Source organism: Mycolicibacterium sp. XJ870 (assembly GCF_053483975.1).
In genome coordinates this window covers 1-16,482 of the sequence record NZ_JBEFTI010000010.1, presented here as the reverse complement: position 1 = coordinate 16,482, position 16,482 = coordinate 1, and the positions used below count along the sequence as shown (strand labels likewise).

General features: G+C 66.7%; 14 protein-coding genes. 9 read left to right on the top strand and 5 right to left on the bottom strand.

Features of this window, described 5'->3' with window-relative positions:
* The first annotated feature begins 25 nt into the window (after window positions 1–25).
* From ABQF30_RS26045 to ABQF30_RS26020, 6 genes are all read left to right on the top strand, one after another.
* Window positions 26–2,035, top strand: a complete 2,010-nt coding sequence (locus tag ABQF30_RS26045) for a bifunctional copper resistance protein CopD/cytochrome c oxidase assembly protein (protein ID WP_448469277.1) — start codon at window positions 26–28, stop codon at window positions 2,033–2,035.
* Window positions 2,036–2,188: 153 nt separating this feature from the next.
* Window positions 2,189–2,653: a single-stranded DNA-binding protein gene (locus ABQF30_RS26040; RefSeq protein ID WP_448469275.1), complete on the top strand. Its 465-nt coding sequence runs from the start codon at window positions 2,189–2,191 to the stop codon at window positions 2,651–2,653.
* Window positions 2,654–2,762: 109 nt separating this feature from the next.
* Window positions 2,763–4,436 (top strand): energy-dependent translational throttle protein EttA, encoded by a 1,674-nt coding sequence (ettA, locus tag ABQF30_RS26035; RefSeq protein WP_448469273.1) that lies wholly within the window; start codon window positions 2,763–2,765, stop codon window positions 4,434–4,436.
* Between the two features lie 158 nt (window positions 4,437–4,594).
* Complete coding sequence (locus ABQF30_RS26030; protein ID WP_448469678.1) at window positions 4,595–9,388, top strand: NAD-glutamate dehydrogenase; 4,794 nt, start codon at window positions 4,595–4,597, stop codon at window positions 9,386–9,388.
* A 47-nt stretch (window positions 9,389–9,435) separates the two neighbouring features.
* Window positions 9,436–9,798 carry an acyl-CoA thioesterase gene (locus ABQF30_RS26025; RefSeq protein WP_448469676.1) on the top strand — a complete coding sequence of 121 codons (363 nt, stop codon included), beginning with the start codon at window positions 9,436–9,438 and terminating at the stop codon, window positions 9,796–9,798.
* Window positions 9,795–10,493 carry a DUF8185 domain-containing protein gene (locus ABQF30_RS26020; RefSeq protein WP_448469271.1) on the top strand — a complete coding sequence of 233 codons (699 nt, stop codon included), beginning with the start codon at window positions 9,795–9,797 and terminating at the stop codon, window positions 10,491–10,493. Before ABQF30_RS26025 ends, ABQF30_RS26020 begins: the two co-directional genes overlap by 4 nt.
* 14 nt (window positions 10,494–10,507) lie before the next feature.
* Here the strand turns inward: ABQF30_RS26020 and ABQF30_RS26015 are convergent, their stop codons facing one another.
* From ABQF30_RS26015 to ABQF30_RS26000, 4 genes are read right to left on the bottom strand one after another with little or no spacing between them, the layout of a single operon-like run.
* Window positions 10,508–12,046, bottom strand: coding sequence for a glycoside hydrolase family 13 protein (locus tag ABQF30_RS26015; protein ID WP_448469269.1), 1,539 nt, complete (start codon window positions 12,044–12,046; stop codon window positions 10,508–10,510).
* On the bottom strand, window positions 12,046–12,441 hold the full coding sequence (locus tag ABQF30_RS26010) for a globin (protein WP_448469267.1): 396 nt from the start codon (window positions 12,439–12,441) through the stop codon (window positions 12,046–12,048). Before ABQF30_RS26010 ends, ABQF30_RS26015 begins: the two co-directional genes overlap by 1 nt.
* A 17-nt stretch (window positions 12,442–12,458) precedes the next feature.
* Window positions 12,459–13,511, bottom strand: a complete 1,053-nt coding sequence (locus ABQF30_RS26005; RefSeq protein ID WP_448469265.1) for a quercetin 2,3-dioxygenase — start codon at window positions 13,509–13,511, stop codon at window positions 12,459–12,461.
* Window positions 13,508–14,404, bottom strand: a complete 897-nt coding sequence (locus ABQF30_RS26000; protein ID WP_448469263.1) for an alpha/beta hydrolase fold domain-containing protein — start codon at window positions 14,402–14,404, stop codon at window positions 13,508–13,510. The genes ABQF30_RS26005 and ABQF30_RS26000 overlap by 4 nt, the downstream gene beginning before the upstream one ends.
* A gap of 195 nt (window positions 14,405–14,599) precedes the next feature.
* Here ABQF30_RS26000 and ABQF30_RS25995 point away from each other — a divergent pair, with 195 nt between their 5' ends.
* The 3 genes from ABQF30_RS25995 to ABQF30_RS25985 are packed head-to-tail and all read left to right on the top strand — an operon-like array spanning window position 14,600 to window position 15,996.
* Window positions 14,600–15,253: an HNH endonuclease gene (locus tag ABQF30_RS25995; RefSeq protein ID WP_448469261.1), complete on the top strand. Its 654-nt coding sequence runs from the start codon at window positions 14,600–14,602 to the stop codon at window positions 15,251–15,253.
* 49 nt (window positions 15,254–15,302) lie between these two features.
* Window positions 15,303–15,536: an aa3-type cytochrome oxidase subunit CtaJ gene (ctaJ, locus tag ABQF30_RS25990; protein WP_448469259.1), complete on the top strand. Its 234-nt coding sequence runs from the start codon at window positions 15,303–15,305 to the stop codon at window positions 15,534–15,536.
* Window positions 15,523–15,996, top strand: a complete 474-nt coding sequence (locus ABQF30_RS25985; protein ID WP_448469257.1) for a DUF5130 domain-containing protein — start codon at window positions 15,523–15,525, stop codon at window positions 15,994–15,996. Before ctaJ ends, ABQF30_RS25985 begins: the two co-directional genes overlap by 14 nt.
* 122 nt (window positions 15,997–16,118) lie before the next feature.
* Here ABQF30_RS25985 and ABQF30_RS25980 read toward each other — a convergent pair whose 3' ends face one another.
* A complete protein-coding gene (locus tag ABQF30_RS25980) occupies window positions 16,119–16,466 on the bottom strand; it encodes an HNH endonuclease (RefSeq protein WP_448469255.1) in 348 nt (115 codons plus the stop codon).
* Window positions 16,467–16,482 lie beyond the last annotated feature (16 nt).

Below are 16,482 nucleotides of genomic sequence, written 5' to 3'. Positions count from 1 at the left end.
CTCCGACACGCCATACGCTGAGATCATGACTTCTCCCGGCCGGCTGGCCTCCGACGTGCGCAGCAGCGCGGTGTGGCCAGTGCTGGTCGGTGTCGGAGTGCTGGCCGGAGTGGTCGCGGCCGGGATCGGTGCGCTGTCGCTGGCCGACGCGTTGACCGCCACCGGCCTGCCCAACCCGGGACCGGTCACCACCTACGGTCTGCCGTTCGTGCGGGCGGCCGGCGAGATCGCGGCCGTGGTGGCGGTCGGAGCGTTCCTGTTCGCGGCTTTTCTGGTCCCGCCACAGACCAACGGCGTGCTCGACGTGGCGGGCTACCGCGCTTTGCGGGTGGGCTCCGCGGCGTCCGCGGTATGGACGGTGTGCGCCGCGCTGCTGGTTCCGCTGACCATCTCAGACGTCTCCGGGCAACCGTTTGTGGATCATCTCGGCCCGGTCGACGTGTGGTCGGCCACCAGCCTCGTGGAAACCGCCGGGGCCTGGCGATGGACGGCGATCCTGGCCGCAGCCGTGACCATCGCCAGCCTGCCGGTGTTGCGCTGGGGCTGGACCCCGGTGTTGCTGGCCGGTTCCATGATCACCCTGGTTCCCCTGGCGCTCACCGGGCATTCGTCGGCGGGCGGCGCCCACGACCTGGCCACCAACAGCCTGTTCATCCATCTGATGGCGGCAGCGCTGTGGGCCGGTGGCCTGTTGGCCCTGCTCGCGCACGCCATCCGGGGCGGGCAGCACGGTCACGTGGCGGCCCGCCGATTCTCTGCGCTGGCGCTGTGGTGCTTCGTCGCGATGGGCGTCAGCGGCGTCCTCAACGCGCTGGTGCGTATCCACGTGCCGGATCTGTTCCGGACGTCGTACGGCTGGCTGGTGATCGCCAAGATCGTCGCCCTCGCGCTGCTCGGCTTCCTGGGCTGGCGGCAGCGTCGCAGCGGCGTGGCCGCGCTGGCGGCCGATCCCGCCGCGCGCCGTCCGTTGATCAAGCTGGCCCTCGCCGAGGCTGCGCTGTTCGGCGCGACGTTCGGCATCGCCGTCGGGTTGGGGCGGACGCCGCCGCCGCCCGAGCGCACCGAGCCCAGCCCGACCGAGGTTGCGATCGGCTACGACTTCTCCGGACCGCCCACCGTCGCGCGGGTGCTGTTCGACTGGCGCTTCGATCTGTTGTTCGGCACCGCCGCCATCGTCGCAGCACTGGTGTACCTGGCGGCGGTGTACCGGTTGCGGCACCGTGGTGACACCTGGCCGGTGGGGCGGACGGTGGCCTGGCTGCTGGGCTGCGCAGCACTGCTGTTCACCACGTCCTCGGGCCTCGGCAGATACATGCCGGCGATGTTCAGCATGCACATGATCGCCCACATGCTGCTGTCGATGCTGGTGCCGGTTCTGCTGGTGCTGGGCGGCCCGGTGACGTTGGCGCTGCGCGCGTTGCCGACCGCAGGGCGCGACGGGGCGCCCGGGCCGCGGGAATGGTTGCTGGCCGCGCTGCACTCCCGGGTGTCGCAGTTCCTCACCCATCCGGTGGTCGCGACGGTGCTGTTCGTGGCCGGGTTCTACGGGCTGTACTTCGGCGGACTCTTCGACGCCGCTGTCAGCAATCACGCCGCGCACGTGCTGATGAACGTGCACTTCCTGCTGTCGGGCTACCTGTTCTACTGGGTGGTCATCGGGATCGATCCGACTCCCCGTCCGATCCCGCACATCGGCAAGATCGCCATGGTGTTCGCCTCGCTTCCGCTGCATGCGTTCTTCGGGGTGGTGCTGATGGGCACGCAGAACGTGCTCGGCGAGTCCTTCTACCGCTCGCTGCAGCTGAGTTGGCACACCGACCTGATCGGCGATCAACGCCTTGGTGGTGGAATCGCCTGGGCTGCAGGCGAAGTCCCGCTCGTCATCGTGATGCTGGCGTTGCTGATCCAGTGGCGGCGCAGTGATCAGCGCACCGCCAAACGGCTCGACCGGGCCGCCGACCGTGACGACGACGCGGATCTGGCCGCCTACAACAACATGCTGGCCGAGCTGGCCCGCCGGGATCAGCAGCGCTAGTTATCCCCAACCTGCACTTCATCCACAGCCTCTCCGGTTTTCTGCGCTCGGTGGACCGTCGATGTCGGGGTCCCGGCGGTCAATGAGCGGGTAGGACGGGCCCGGAATTCTCGGGTGCCGTCGCAACCAGCGAAAGCGAAGGGGAATCAGAAAATGTTCGAGACACCGTTCACCGTGGTCGGCAACATCATCACCAATCCGGTCCGGCTGCGCTTCGGCGACCAGGAGCTTTACAAGTTCCGCGTGGCCAGCAATTCACGTCGGCGCACCCCGCAGGGCACGTGGGAGCCCGGCAACTCGCTGTATGTCACGGTCAACTGCTGGGGCAACCTGGCCACCGGCGCCAGCGCCTCCCTCATGAAGGGCGACGCCGTCGTTGTGGTCGGGCATCTGTACACCAGCGAGTACGAGGACAAGGAAGGCGTGCGCCGGTCATCGGTGGAGGTGCGGGCCACTGCGGTCGGGCCCGACCTGTCGCGCTGCACCGCCAAGGTCGCTCCGCTGCCGAAGCCGAACGCCAACCCGCTGCCCGAACCCGAACCCGACGGCGAGGGCCACGACGGGAATATGGAGGTAGACATCGAGGCCGAGGAGGGCGCATTGCCACTGTCGGCTTAGCCGCATTCGGCCGGGCTTAGGATGGGCGGCGAGCAAGTAGGGCTTGCCGCCACGTCCGAGCGAGCCCTCGTGAGACGACTGCAATAGCTTCAGAAGGGCACATCACGGCATGGCCGAATTCATTTACACCATGCGGAACGTCCGCAAGGCGCACGGCGACAAGGTGATCCTTGACGACGTCAGCCTGAACTTCCTTCCCGGCGCGAAAATCGGCGTCGTCGGCCCGAACGGCGCCGGTAAGTCGAGCGTCTTGCGGATCATGGCCGGTCTGGACCACGCCAACAACGGTGATGCGATCCTGGCGCCCGGCGCCACTGTCGGCATCCTGCAGCAGGAGCCTCCGCTCGACGAGACCAAGACCGTCAGGGAGAACGTCGAGGACGGCGTGCCGATCAAGGGCAAGCTCAACCGGTACAACGAGGTCGCCGAGCTGATGGCCACCGACTACACCGACGAGCTCATGGAGGAGATGGGCAAGCTCCAGGAGGAGCTCGACGCCGCCGATGCCTGGGACATCGACAGCCAGCTCGAGCAGGCGATGGACGCGCTGCGTTGCCCGCCGCCGGATGAGCCGGTCACCCATCTCTCCGGTGGTGAACGTCGCCGCGTCGCCCTGTGCAAGCTGCTGCTGTCCAAGCCGGACCTGCTGCTGCTCGACGAGCCGACCAACCACCTCGACGCCGAGAGCGTGCTCTGGCTCGAACAGCACCTGGCCGCCTACAAGGGTGCGATCCTGGCGGTCACCCACGACCGGTACTTCCTGGACAACGTCGCCGAGTGGATCCTGGAACTCGACCGCGGCCGGGCCTACCCCTACGAGGGCAACTACTCCACCTACCTGGAGAAGAAGGCCGAGCGCCTGGAGGTCCAGGGCAAGAAGGATCAGAAGCTGCAGAAGCGGCTCAAGGACGAGCTGGCCTGGGTGCGTTCGGGCGCCAAGGCCCGGCAGGCCAAGAACAAGGCCCGTCTGCAGCGGTACGAGGAGATGGCTGCCGAGGCCGACAAGACGCGCAAGCTCGACTTCGAGGAGATCCAGATCCCGGCCCCGCCGCGGCTGGGCAGCGTGGTCGTCGAGGTCGAGCACCTCGACAAGGGCTTCGAGGGCCGCCAGCTCATCAAGGATCTGTCGTTCACCCTGCCGCGCAACGGCATCGTCGGCGTCATCGGACCCAACGGCGTCGGCAAGACCACGCTGTTCAAGACCATCGTCGGTCTCGAACAGCCCGACAGCGGCACGGTCCGGGTCGGTGACACGGTGAAGCTCTCCTACGTCGACCAGAGCCGCGCGGGCATCGATCCCAAGAAGACGGTGTGGCAGGTGGTCTCCGATGGGTTGGACTACATCGAGGTCGGCCATAACGAGATTCCGTCGCGGGCCTACGTGTCGGCGTTCGGGTTCAAGGGCCCGGATCAGCAGAAGCCCGCGGGTGTGCTCTCGGGCGGTGAACGCAACCGGCTCAACCTCGCGTTGACGCTCAAGGAGGGCGGCAACCTCATCCTGCTCGACGAGCCGACCAACGACCTCGACGTGGAGACCCTCGGCTCGCTGGAGAACGCGCTGGACAGCTTCCCCGGCTGCGCGGTGGTGATCAGCCACGACCGGTGGTTCCTGGACCGCACCTGCACGCACATCCTGGCCTGGGAAGGCGACGACGACAACGAAGCCAAGTGGTTCTGGTTCGAGGGCAACTTCGGTGCCTACGAGGAGAACAAGATCGCGCGGATGGGGGCCGAGGCGGCGCGTCCGCACCGTGTCACCCACCGGAGACTGACTCGGGACTGACGGGAGCCCCGAGCGACTCGGGGGACGACTAAGGTCGCGGTTACGTACCAGTGCCGGTGCGACGGCGTGAGTCAGGAGTGATCCGTATGGCGGCGTATCCGGGACCCGTTCCGGGACAGGAGAAAAGCGACGGGGACGGCAACAACCCGGCGTCGGCAGTGATCCAGCGGCTCGCTGTCGCCTTCCTGTCCACCTACCGGGGTCCGCAGGCCGACGCGCCGGGAGTGGCGACTACCGGGCCGATGGCCCTCGGCGCTCCGGAGCGGCTTGCCTCCGACAGCACGGTGGCCGCCCATTATCGGCTCGGCAGTCGGCGTGCACCGGGGGAAACCAAGGTCGCCGTGTATCCGGGTGACGGCGAGACCGGTCCCGCGTTGCAGATCGTCACCGATCAGGCTCCGATGCTGGTCGATTCGGTGACGGTCCTGCTGCACCGGCACGGCGTTGCGTACACCGCCATCATGAACCCGGTGTTCCGGGTGCGCCGAGGCGCCGACGGGGAGCTGCTGGACATTCGGCCTGCGGCGGAGACGACAGCGAGCGAGGGCGTCGACGAGTGCTGGATTCTCGTCCCGGTCACCGGGGCGGCCGACGGGGCCACGCTGACCGAGGCGACGCGGTTACTCCCCGGCATCCTCGCCGAGGCACGCCAGATCGGGCTGGACGCCGGCGCGATGGCCGCAGCCCTGCACGCCCTGGCCAACGACCTCGCCACCGACGTCAAGGGTCATTTCCCGCACGCCGAGCGCAAAGATGTAGCGGCATTGCTGCGCTGGCTTTCCGACGGACACTTCGTGCTCCTGGGCTACCAGCAGTGCGTGGTCAGCGATGGTGAGGCGTCGGTCGACCCGGCCAGCCGGCTGGGAGTGCTGCGCTTGCGTCGCGATGCATTACCTCCGCTGACCAATGGCGACGACATCTTGGTGCTGGCTCAGGCGACCATGCCGAGCTATCTGCGCTACGGGGCCTACCCGTACATCGTTGTGGTGCGCGAGAGCGCCGGCGAACGGCGTGACGTCACCGCGATAGAGCATCGTTTTGTGGGGTTGTTCACCGTCGCCGCGATGAACGCGAACGCACTGGAGATTCCGTTGGTCTCCCGGCGGGTCGAGGAGGCGCTGGCGATGGCGCACCGCGATCCCAGTCATCCCGGTCAGCTGCTGCGCGACATCATCCAGACGATTCCCCGGCCCGAGCTGTTCGCGCTGAGCTCCAAGGAGCTACTGGAGATGGCGCTGGCCGTCGTCGACCTGGGGTCACGGCGCCGCACCCTGTTGTTCTTGCGCGCCGATCAGCTAGCGCATTTCGTGTCGTGCCTCGTGTATCTGCCGCGTGACCGCTACACCACCGCGGTGCGGCTGGAGATGCAGCACATTCTGGTCCGCGAACTCGGTGGTGACAGCATCGACTACTCGGCCCGTGTGAGTGAATCACCTTGGGCAGTAGTGCATTTCACGGTGCGTCTGCCGGATGCGGCACGTTCGCACAGTGTGGACACCTCCACCGAGAACGAAGCCCGGATCCAGAATCTGCTGACCGAGGCCACTCGCAACTGGGGTGACCGGATGACCAGTGCGGCGGCGGCGGCTGCGCTCAACCCGGCCGCCGTCGAGCACTATGCGCGTGCGTTCCCCGAAGACTACAAGCAGGCGGTGGCGCCGGCGAACGCCATCGCTGATGTCGCGATCATCGAAGCGTTGCAGGACAATTCGGTGAAGCTGGTGTTCACCGAAGGCGGCGAGGACCGCATCGCCCAGCTCACGTGGTACCTGGGCGGGCAGTCGGCGTCGCTGAGTGAACTGCTGCCGATGCTGCAGTCCATGGGTGTGGTGGTGCTCGAGGAACGGCCGTTCACGGTGACGCGGGCGGACGGATTGCCGGTCTGGATCTACCAATTCAAGATCTCGCCGCACCGCAGCATCCCCGAAGCGACCGACGCCGCCGACCAGGAGGCCACCGCGCAACGCTTCGCCGACGCGGTGACCGCGATCTGGCACGGCCGGACCGAGATCGACCGGTTCAACGAACTGGTAATGCGCGCCGGATTGACCTGGCAGCAGGTGGTGATCCTGCGCACCTACGCGAAGTACCTGCGGCAGGCGGGTTTCCCGTACAGCCAGTCACACATCGAGTCGGTGCTCAACGAGAACCCGCATACCTCGCGGTCGCTCGTGGAGCTGTTCGAAGCGCTCTTCGACCCGGCGGTCGACGGTGACGGAACCCGGGACGCGCAGGGCGCGGCCGCAGCTGTGGCGGCCGACATCGACGCGCTGGTCAGCTTGGACACCGACCGCGTGCTGCGGGCATTCGCGACGCTGATCCAGGCCACGCTGCGCACCAATTACTTCGTGCGGAAGCCGGATTCGGCTCGTCAGCGCAACGTTTTGGCGCTCAAGCTCAACCCCGGCCTGATCAACGAATTGCCCTTGCCGCGGCCGAAGTTCGAGATCTTCGTCTACTCGCCGCGAGTGGAAGGCGTACACCTGCGGTTCGGGTTCGTCGCGCGCGGCGGGCTGCGCTGGTCGGACCGCCGCGAGGACTTCCGCACCGAGATCCTGGGCCTGGTCAAGGCCCAGGCCGTCAAGAACGCCGTCATCGTGCCAGTCGGGGCCAAGGGCGGATTCGTCGTCAAACAGCCCCCGGTGGCTACCGGCGACCCCACCGTCGACCGGGAAGCCACCCGCGCCGAAGGTATTGCGTGCTACCAACTGTTCATCTCGGGGCTGCTCGACGTCACCGATAACGTCGACAAGGCAACCGGCGCCGTCGTCACCCCGGACGATGTGGTGCGCCGTGACGGCGAGGACGCCTATCTGGTGGTGGCGGCGGACAAGGGCACCGCCACGTTCTCCGACATCGCCAACGAGGTCGCCAAGTCGTACGGCTTCTGGCTCGGCGACGCGTTCGCATCCGGTGGTTCCATCGGCTACGACCACAAAGAGATGGGCATCACCGCCAAGGGCGCGTGGGAGTCGGTGAAACGCCACTTCCGTGAGATGGGGATGGACACCCAGAGCGAAGACTTCACCGTGGTCGGGATCGGCGATATGAGCGGCGACGTGTTCGGCAACGGCATGTTGCTGTCCAAGCACATCCGATTGGTCGCCGCGTTCGACCACCGTCACATCTTCCTGGACCCCAATCCGGACGCCGCCACCTCGTGGGTGGAACGTGAGCGGTTGTTCGAGCTGCCCCGGTCCAGCTGGGAGGACTACGACCGGGAGCTCATCAGCGAGGGCGGCGGGGTTTACAGTCGCCAGCAGAAGTCGATTCCGATCAGCAGGCAGGTCCGTGTCGCCCTCGGCATCGAAGCCGGGGTCGAGGAGATGACGCCGCCGGCGCTGATGAAATCGATCCTCAAGGCACCGGTGGATCTGCTGTGGAACGGCGGCATCGGTACCTACGTCAAAGCGGAGACCGAAGCCGACACCGATGTCGGTGACCGCGCCAACGACCCGATCCGGGTATGTGGAAATCAGGTGCGGGCCAAGGTGATCGGGGAGGGCGGCAACCTCGGCGTGACATCACTGGGCCGCATAGAGTTCGATCTCGCCGGGGGCCGGATCAACACCGATGCGCTGGACAACTCCGCAGGCGTCGACTGCTCCGACCATGAGGTCAACATCAAGATCCTCATCGACTCATTGGTCACCGCGGGCAAGGTCACCCCGGAGGAACGCACCGAGTTGCTGTTGTCGATGACCGACGAGGTCGGGCAGTTGGTGCTGTCCGACAACAAAGACCAGAACGACCTGATGGGCACCAGCCGGGCCAACTCCGCAGGCATGCTCTCGGTGCACGCCCGCATGATCAAGGAATTCGTGGCCAACCGCGGGCTCAACCGCGAATTGGAGGCGCTTCCCTCCGTCAAGGAGATCCGCCGCCGTACCGATACCGGCATCGGCCTGACCTCACCGGAACTCGCCACCCTGATGGCGCATGTGAAGCTGGTGCTCAAGGACGACGTGCTGGCCAGCGACCTGCCCGACCAGGAGGCGTTCGCCTCCCGGCTTCCGCTGTACTTCCCGGCCAAGTTGCGCGAGGAGTTCCGCAGCGAGATCCGGTCGCACCAGCTGCGGCGGGAGATCGTCACCACCATGCTGGTCAACGATCTCGTCGATACCAGCGGGATCAGCTACGCCTACCGCATCACTGAAGATGTGGGCGTCGGTCCCGTCGACGCGGTGCGCAGCTACGTCGCCGTCAACGCCATCTTCGGAATCGGCGATGTGTGGCGGCGGATCCGCGCCGCCGGTAACGATGGGGTATCGGTGGCGGTTACCGACCGGATGACCCTTGATCTGCGCCGCCTGGTCGACCGCGCCGGCCGGTGGCTCCTCAATTACCGTCCCCAGCCGCTGGCAGTGGGTGCCGAGATCAACCGGTTCGGCGCCAACGTGGCGACGCTGACGCCGCGGATGTCGGAATGGCTGCGTGGTGACGACAAAGCCATTGTCGCCAAGGAAGCGGGGGAGTTCGCCTCACAGGGCGTCCCCGAAGACCTGGCCTACACCGTGGCGACCGGGCTCTATCAGTACAGCCTGCTCGACGTCATCGACATCGCAGACATCGTCGACCGGGAACCGGTTGAGGTCGCCGACACCTACTTTGCGCTCATGGATCACCTCAGCGCCGACGGGCTGCTCACCGCGGTATCGCGGCTGAGCCGCGACGACAGGTGGCATTCGTTGGCGCGGTTGGCTATTCGCGACGATATCTACGGTTCGCTGCGTGCCCTGTGCTTCGATGTGCTCGCAGTCGGCGAACCGGAGGAGACCGGTGAGGAGAAGATCGCCGAGTGGGAGCTGACCAACAGTTCCCGGGTGACCCGTGCCCGCCGCACGCTGACCGAGATATATCAAGATGGTGAGGAGGATCTGGCGACGTTGTCGGTCGCGGCGCGTCAGATCCGGAGCATGACGAGAACGAGTGGAACTGGAACAACTGGGTGATCAACGGATTTGTAGCACCGGTGCACGTGCGCTGGTCGGATATCGACATGTACCAGCACATCAACCACGCCACCATGGTGACCATCCTGGAAGAGGCCCGGATCCCTTTTCTGCGTGAGCCTTTCGGTGAGGAGATCACCACCGTCGGCCTGCTGATCGCCGAGGTCAACATCCTCTACAAGGGCCAGTTGCGGCTGATGGATTCGCCGTTGCAGGTGACCATGTGGTCGAAACGGGTGCGTGCGGTGGACTTCACCGTCGGCTACGAAGTGCGCTCGGTGAGCGCCGCACCTGACTCGAAGCCCTCGGTGATCGCCGAGACACAACTGGCTGCCGTGCACATCGAAGAGCAACGTCTGCAACGCCTTTCGACCCCGCAGCGGGAATACCTGGAGCGCTACCTGCGATGACCGGCCCCGAGCGCGGCCTGTGGTTGGATCCCGGCAACCGTGACGATCTGGCGACGTTCGTCGAACGCGCGCTACGACTCGACGACGCCGCGGTGGTGCGGTTGCGGGAGCGCACCAGCGGGCAGGAGCGTAGCGACCGGGGGATCAATACCGGCGGGCTCGTGGTGGCCTGGGTGGCAACCGGTTTCGACGTGCTGGCCAGCCGGGTGGTGGCAGGCCGGGTGCGGCCGGCCGATCTGTCGGCCGGCGCCGACGCACTGGCGGCCGGACTGTCCGCGCCCGACCGTGGATACCCCGAGCCCGGATACATCGACACCGGCTTTCCGATGGATTCGGCGTGGCGCGGTGGCTTGCCGCCCGACGCGGGTTTCGTCCATCTCGACGATGTGCCGGCGCGGGTGATCCTGGACCTGGCGCAACAGGGGACTGCGCTGGCCAAGGAGCACAGCAGCGCGCATGGCCCGCCGGCCTCTCTGTTGGATCAGGAGGTGGTCGCCGTCAGTGCCGGCGACCTCACGATCGGTATCCCGATGCGCTGTGTATTCGCTTTGACGGCAATGGGTTTTCTGCCACAGTCAGGTGACGAGATCAGTGCCGAGGAGATCATCCGGGTGCGCGCGCACGCTGCCTGGCTGCGGATCGACGCGCGGTTCGGTTCGGTGTACCGACACCGCGGCGATCTGTCGCTTTTCTAGCGCTCGCGAAGAAGCTAGACCACCCACACTGCGGTGTCGGGTGGCAGCAGGCCGTCGACGAGCTGCCCACTGGCCAGCAGGATCTCACCGGCCGGCAACGGCATCGGGTCGCGCCCGGTGTTGAGTGCGCAGAGGAGCCCGCTCGACCGCTGGAACACCAACTCGCCCAGCCATTCGATGCCATCGCCGTCGAATTCGGCACGGCTGGAACGCAATTGCACAGCGCGACGGTAGAACGCCAATGTCGAGGACGGGTCGTCGAGCTGATGTTCCACCGTCAACGAAGCCCACTGCGCAGGCATCGGCAGCCAGGTGTTGCTGCTCGACGAGAATCCGAACGGCGGTGCAGCCCCGGACCACGGCATCGGCACTCGGCAGCCGTCGCGCCCACGCTCGGTATGACCAGACCGCTCCCACACTGGATCTTGAAGCACCTCGTCGGGGAGATCCACATTGGGAAGCCCGAGTTCGGCGCCGTTGTAGATGAACACGGCGCCAGGCAGCGCCAGCATCACCAGCGCCATAGCCCGGGCCCGCGCCAGCCCGAGCGCACCGCCGCCGTAGCGGGAGACCTCACGATCGACATCGTGATTGGACAGCGTCCACGTCGGCGTCGCACCCTCGAGCGCGGCAGCGGCCATCGCATTGTCGATCGCGTCGCGGATCTCGGTGGCGTCGAAATCGGCCTGCACCAAACGGAAGTTGAAGCCCAGGTGCAGCTCGTCCGGCCGCAGGTATCTGGCGAAGCGCTCGTTGCCGTGAACCCAGACCTCGCCGATCGCGACGGCACCGGGATAGTCGTCGAGCACCGTACGGATGAAGCGGTGGATGTCGTGCACGCTGTCGTTGTCGAACCGCGGATCATCGTCGCTGTTGCGCAGCAGCGCGGTGTCGGTCACCGACATGTCCGGCAGATCGGGCGGCTTGGCCATACCGTGCGCGACGTCGATGCGGAAGCCGTCAACGCCGCGGTCCAGCCAGAACCGCAGCGTCTTCTCCATATCTTCGAAGACCTCGGGGTTTTCCCAATTGAGGTCGGGCTGTGCGGCGTCGAACAGGTGCAGGTACCACTGGCCCGGCGTGCCGTCGGGCTCGGTCACCCGGGTCCATGCCGGACCGCCGAACACCGAGACCCAGTTGTTTGGTGGCGCGCCGCCGTCGGGTCCGCGGCCGTCGCGGAAGATGTAGCGGTCTCGGCGGTCGGGGTTGGCGAGCGCTTCGAGAAACCACGGGTGGGCGGAACTGGTGTGGTTGGGCACCAGGTCCATCGTGATCCTGATGCCCCGTGCATGCGCAGCGTCGACCAGTCGATCCAGGGCATCGAGGTCACCGAACAGCGGGTCCACATCGCGTGGGTCGGCCACGTCGTAGCCGTGGTCGACCATCGGCGAGACCATCACCGGGTTGAGCCACACGGCGTTGACCCCGAGCTCGGCGAGATAGTCGAGTCGGGCGGTCACGCCGTCCAGGTCACCGACGCCGTCGCCGTCGCTGTCGGCGAATGAGCGCGGGTAGGCCTGGTAGAAGACCGCGTCTGCCCACCACTCGGCCATCAGAACGCCGAGTTGACCATCGAGTCTGCAGCCATTTCCAGGTAACCCAGCAACGCCTTGCGATGTTCGTCGTCCAACGTCGTCGAATCGATCTCCGCGACGGCAATGTGCATGCACCGCAGCCACGCGTCGCGCTCCAGGAAGCCGATCCGGAACGGGGCATGTCGCATCCGCAGCCGCGGGTGGCCGCGCTGGTCCGAGTAGGTCCTCGGACCGCCCCAGTACTGCTCGAGGAACATCCGCAGTCGTACTTCGGCGGCCTCGAAATCGCCCTCGGGATACAGCGGATGCAGGATCTCGTCCTCGCGCACCAGCTGGTAGAACCGCGACACGATCGCGTGGAACGTGTCGTGGCCACCGACTTCGTCGTAGAAAGACCCCTGCGCAGCCGTCACGCCTCCATTGTCCCCGATCAGCTGCCGCGCACCGGGGGCGGCCCGACGACCTCGAGGTCCAGCTCGGCCCGGGCTCGCGCGAATCCCTCGGCCGGGAAGCCCACGTCGGCGCCTTCGACGTGGATGTGCGCATCGGTCGGAGTGTTCATGTATTCGAAGAACTTCTCGAACACCCCGGTGGTCAGCAAACCCAACATCTGGGTGTTGTGGCTGTCGAAGGCGAAGCTGTGGATCGTCCCGGCCGGCGCGTGCACGAAGTCGCCCTTGGTCAGGAGCAGCTCACGCCCGTTGACGTGCAACAAGATCCGGCCTTCAAGGCAGAAGAAGTTCTCGGTGTGCTCGCGGTGGAAATGGCGCGGGATGTACGGGCGCTTGGCGCCGACGGTGTGCAGTGCGAAGTAGGTGGCATCGGTATTGCGCGGCCGGGCCAGGTAGGTGTTGAGCTCGTCCTCGCCGGCCCAGCGGTCACCTTCGCCGGCGCGCAGCACATACGGGGTTCGGCCGGCGGGCAGGTTTGTGCCGGTGACGGGCGGCAGGTCCTTCTTCTCCAGATCGAGGACCCGGATCCCGAACTGGTCGGCGAGCTCGGACTGCCCGGTGGGCGACACCTCGGCATATACGTGCGACGAGGTTTCATGCCCGCCTGCCTGGGCCCATCGGTGCCCGTCGCCGCCGGTCAGCCAACTGAGGAACCGGGTGCGGTGGGCCAGCATCCGATAGGCGTACGGGGTGCCCGCCGGGATCGTGACGGAATCTCCCGGCACCAGTAGGTGCGTCTCGTCGGGCAGCCACACCTGCAGGTGCCCGTCGGTGACGTACAGGAAACGGTGTTCGCGGTCGTGGGCGATGAACGGGGTTTCGGTTCCTCTGGCCCCGTAGACGTATGCGGCGCTGAACTGGCCGCCGGTGTCCTCGGGCCGGGCGATGACCGTGAGGAGTTGGCTCCCCAGCTCGAAGCGTTGACCCTCGCCGGCGGCCATGTAGTACGGCACGGACCTGCCGGGGAGTCTGTCCTGGTGGGGCACGGTTTCGTGGATCTCGTCGAGACCGGGGATGTCGAAAGTGGTCATGAGCTGACTTTCAGGGTGTGGGCGAAGAAGGCTTCGACGGCGTCGAACGAGGCGGTGGGGTAGCGCTCGATGAAGCCGCGCAGTTCCGGAGTGGTGGCCCGGGTACTGGCAGGGGCATGCGGGTCGCGCTGCAGATGGCCCTGGTCGAGAGCCTGACCGGGGCCGAGTTCCAGCACATCGCCCGGGTTGAAGAAGCCGTGCCCGAACCCGTCGATCAGGTACAGCACGGCGGCGTTGCCGTGCGCTGCCAGCGCGTCGTACAGCGCCACGCTGTGCGCGGCTGGCACCAAGGTGTCGTCGTTGCCATGCATGATCAGGATCGGCGGCGCCCCCGACGCGACGTGCAGCGCCGGGCTGGCGTCGCGCGCGATGTCGAGTCGCTCGCCGACTGCGCCGCCGACCAACGCCGCCTCCGGCGAGCCGTCCGGGGCGGGCGCCAATGTCAGGTCTGCGGGGCCGTAGCCGTCGACGACGGCCTGCACCGCGGCGCTCGTCTTCGTGGCCGGTTCACCGGGTAGTTGCGTGACGCCTGAGCGCACCGCGGCCAGCGCCGCCAGGTGCCCGCCGGCCGAGGAACCCCACAACCCGATGCGGTCGGGGTCCAGGCCGAGCTCTGGCGCATGTTCGCGCAGCCAACGCACCGCGGCCCGCACATCGAAGAGCTGCCCGGGGTGGCGGGTGGCCGGAGCCAGCCGATAGTCGATGCTGGCCATCACGTAGCCACGGGTGGCGAAGTGTTCAGTCAGATCCGGGCGGCCCGTGCGGTCCCCGAGTCGCCAGCCTCCGCCGTGTAGCCAGATGATAGCGGGCAGCGGACGGGTTGCGGGCGCAGATATGACGACATCAATCAACCGGCCGGGGGCGTATTCATGGGTGGATAAGTGGGTGTCCAAGGGGGATCACTCCTGCAGATACAGTGCCCGGGCCTGGGTCCCCGCTGACGCGGTTGTAAAGCCCTTCCAAGAGCAACTGCCTTAGCCAGTCTAACAGATTCGTCATGCGCTGTTCACCGGACAGTCCGGTGGACTCACTCAGAATTGTCGTGCGATTGCCTCCGATCCATGGTGAACTGTGTGCTCGGAGGACGTATGTCGCAGCGCCAGAAGAGTCGCGGCCACCGTCATCACGGGACCGCGGCAGGCCCAACCGGGCCGACAGCTCATACCGCCGCGCGTCCATTGCACAGCGTCGAAACCCTCACCCCGAGCAGTCACGACGGGTCACTGTGGGGCCGCAGGCGGGTGCTCCTGCTGAACTCGACGTACGAGCCGTTGACGGCTCTGCCGCTGCGGCGCGCGGTGATCATGCTGATGTGCGGCAAGGCCGACGTCGTGCACGACGATCCGACCGGACCGCTCATCCACTCCGCGACCAGGACCATCGTGGTGCCGTCGGTGATCCGGCTCCGCAGCTTTGTGCGGGTGCCGTACCGGGCCCGCGTCCCGATGACCCGCGCCGCGCTGATGCACCGCGATCACTTTCGCTGCGCCTACTGCGGAGGCCGGGCCGACACCGTCGACCACGTGGTGCCACGGAGCCGGGGCGGCGAGCATTCCTGGGAGAACTGCGTCGCCGCATGTGCGGCATGCAACCACCGCAAGGCCGACCGATTGTTGGCCGAACTCGGCTGGACGCTGCGTTCGATCCCGCTGCCGCCGAAAGGCCAGCACTGGCGGCTGCTGTCATCGATCAAGGAGCTCGACCCGGCCTGGGTCCGCTATCTGGGAGAGGGCGCGGCTTAGTGGCCTTACTCTCGGCGCGCCCAGACATCGCGGCTGATACGGTTTGCGCGTGAGCACAGCACTTACTCATTCCCTCCTCGGAGGGGTTCCGCTGTTGTTGTTCGTGGTCCTGGCGTTGGTTTATCTGACGCGCAAGGGACCGCACCCGGAGACGTACAAGATGTCCGAGCCGTGGACCCACGAGCCGATCCTGTGGGCCGCCGAGGAGCCCCAGGATCACGGGCACGGCGGGCACGGCTCACATGGAGTCACCATCGGAGGGGGCGCAAGTGGCAAGTGGTGAAGTAGCGACTGTCTCGCCGTCGGAACTCGAGCTGCCCTACGGCTATGCGCTGACGTCCAGCGGACGGATCTCCGGTGTCACCGAGCCCGGTGAGCTGTCGGTTCACTATCCGTTCCCGACGATGGATCTCGTCGTCCTCGACAACGCGATGAAGTACGGATCGCGGGCGGCCAAGGCCCGGTTCGCCGTGTACATCGGCCCGCTGGGCGCGGATACCGCTGCTACTGCCCGCGAGATCCTGGCCAAGGTGCCGACCCCCAACAATGCGGTGCTGCTGGCGGTTTCGCCCGATCAGCACGCGATCGAGGTGGTTTACGGCGCCGACGTCAAGGGCCGCGGCATCGAGGAGGCCGCGCCGCTCGGTGTCTCGGCGGCCGCCGCATCCTTCAAGGACGGCAACCTGATCGACGGACTTATCAGCGCGGTGCGCGTGCTGTCCGCCGGTGTCTCGCCTGCCTGACTGTCCTTTTGCCGCGCGAGCCCTTTTGCCTTGCGGGTCCTTTTGCCGCGCGAGCGTGCGTGTCTGCTCCGCGACACGCCGCTCGCGGGCAACATTTTGCGCACGTTCGTCGGGCCTGAGCGCTACTCCTCGACGGCCAGTGCTGACCGGATCTCCACGTACCGCGTCAGGAACTTGCGCTCGTCGAGTCGTTTTCGGCGCATCCAGCTGGTGACCTCGTCGTTGCATTTGCTCGCATTACACGAGGCGCATGCCGGCACGACGTTGTCGATCGTGTAGCGCCCGCCCCGCGATATCGCCATCACACAGTCCCGTTGGAACGGGCCTGTGGTCATGCCGCAGTATGCGCAACCGCCCCAGGCAGTTTGGAGTACTCCCCACTCGGCGTCGGTGAGGTCATTGATGACGCTATCGAGCCGACGCTTCCGTCTGCGGGCATACCGTGACTTGCGGGTTCGACTGACGGCCATCGAGTAAGGGTATGGC

What these genes read in the sequence shown, in the direction of transcription:
- ettA (WP_448469273.1), top strand. Translation starts at nt 2,763, where the DNA reads ATGGCCGAATTCATTTACACCATGCGGAACGTCCGCAAGGCGCACGGC.
- ABQF30_RS26020 (WP_448469271.1), top strand. Translation starts at nt 9,795, where the DNA reads ATGACCGGCCCCGAGCGCGGCCTGTGGTTGGATCCCGGCAACCGTGAC.
- ABQF30_RS25995 (WP_448469261.1), top strand. Translation starts at nt 14,600, where the DNA reads ATGTCGCAGCGCCAGAAGAGTCGCGGCCACCGTCATCACGGGACCGCG.
- ABQF30_RS26015 (WP_448469269.1), bottom strand. Translation starts at nt 12,046, where the DNA reads ATGGCCGAGTGGTGGGCAGACGCGGTCTTCTACCAGGCCTACCCGCGC.
- ABQF30_RS25980 (WP_448469255.1), bottom strand. Translation starts at nt 16,466, where the DNA reads ATGGCCGTCAGTCGAACCCGCAAGTCACGGTATGCCCGCAGACGGAAG.
- ABQF30_RS26005 (WP_448469265.1), bottom strand. Translation starts at nt 13,511, where the DNA reads ATGACCACTTTCGACATCCCCGGTCTCGACGAGATCCACGAAACCGTG.
- ABQF30_RS26025 (WP_448469676.1), top strand. Translation starts at nt 9,436, where the DNA reads ATGTACCAGCACATCAACCACGCCACCATGGTGACCATCCTGGAAGAG.
- ABQF30_RS26040 (WP_448469275.1), top strand. Translation starts at nt 2,189, where the DNA reads ATGTTCGAGACACCGTTCACCGTGGTCGGCAACATCATCACCAATCCG.
- ABQF30_RS26045 (WP_448469277.1), top strand. Translation starts at nt 26, where the DNA reads ATGACTTCTCCCGGCCGGCTGGCCTCCGACGTGCGCAGCAGCGCGGTG.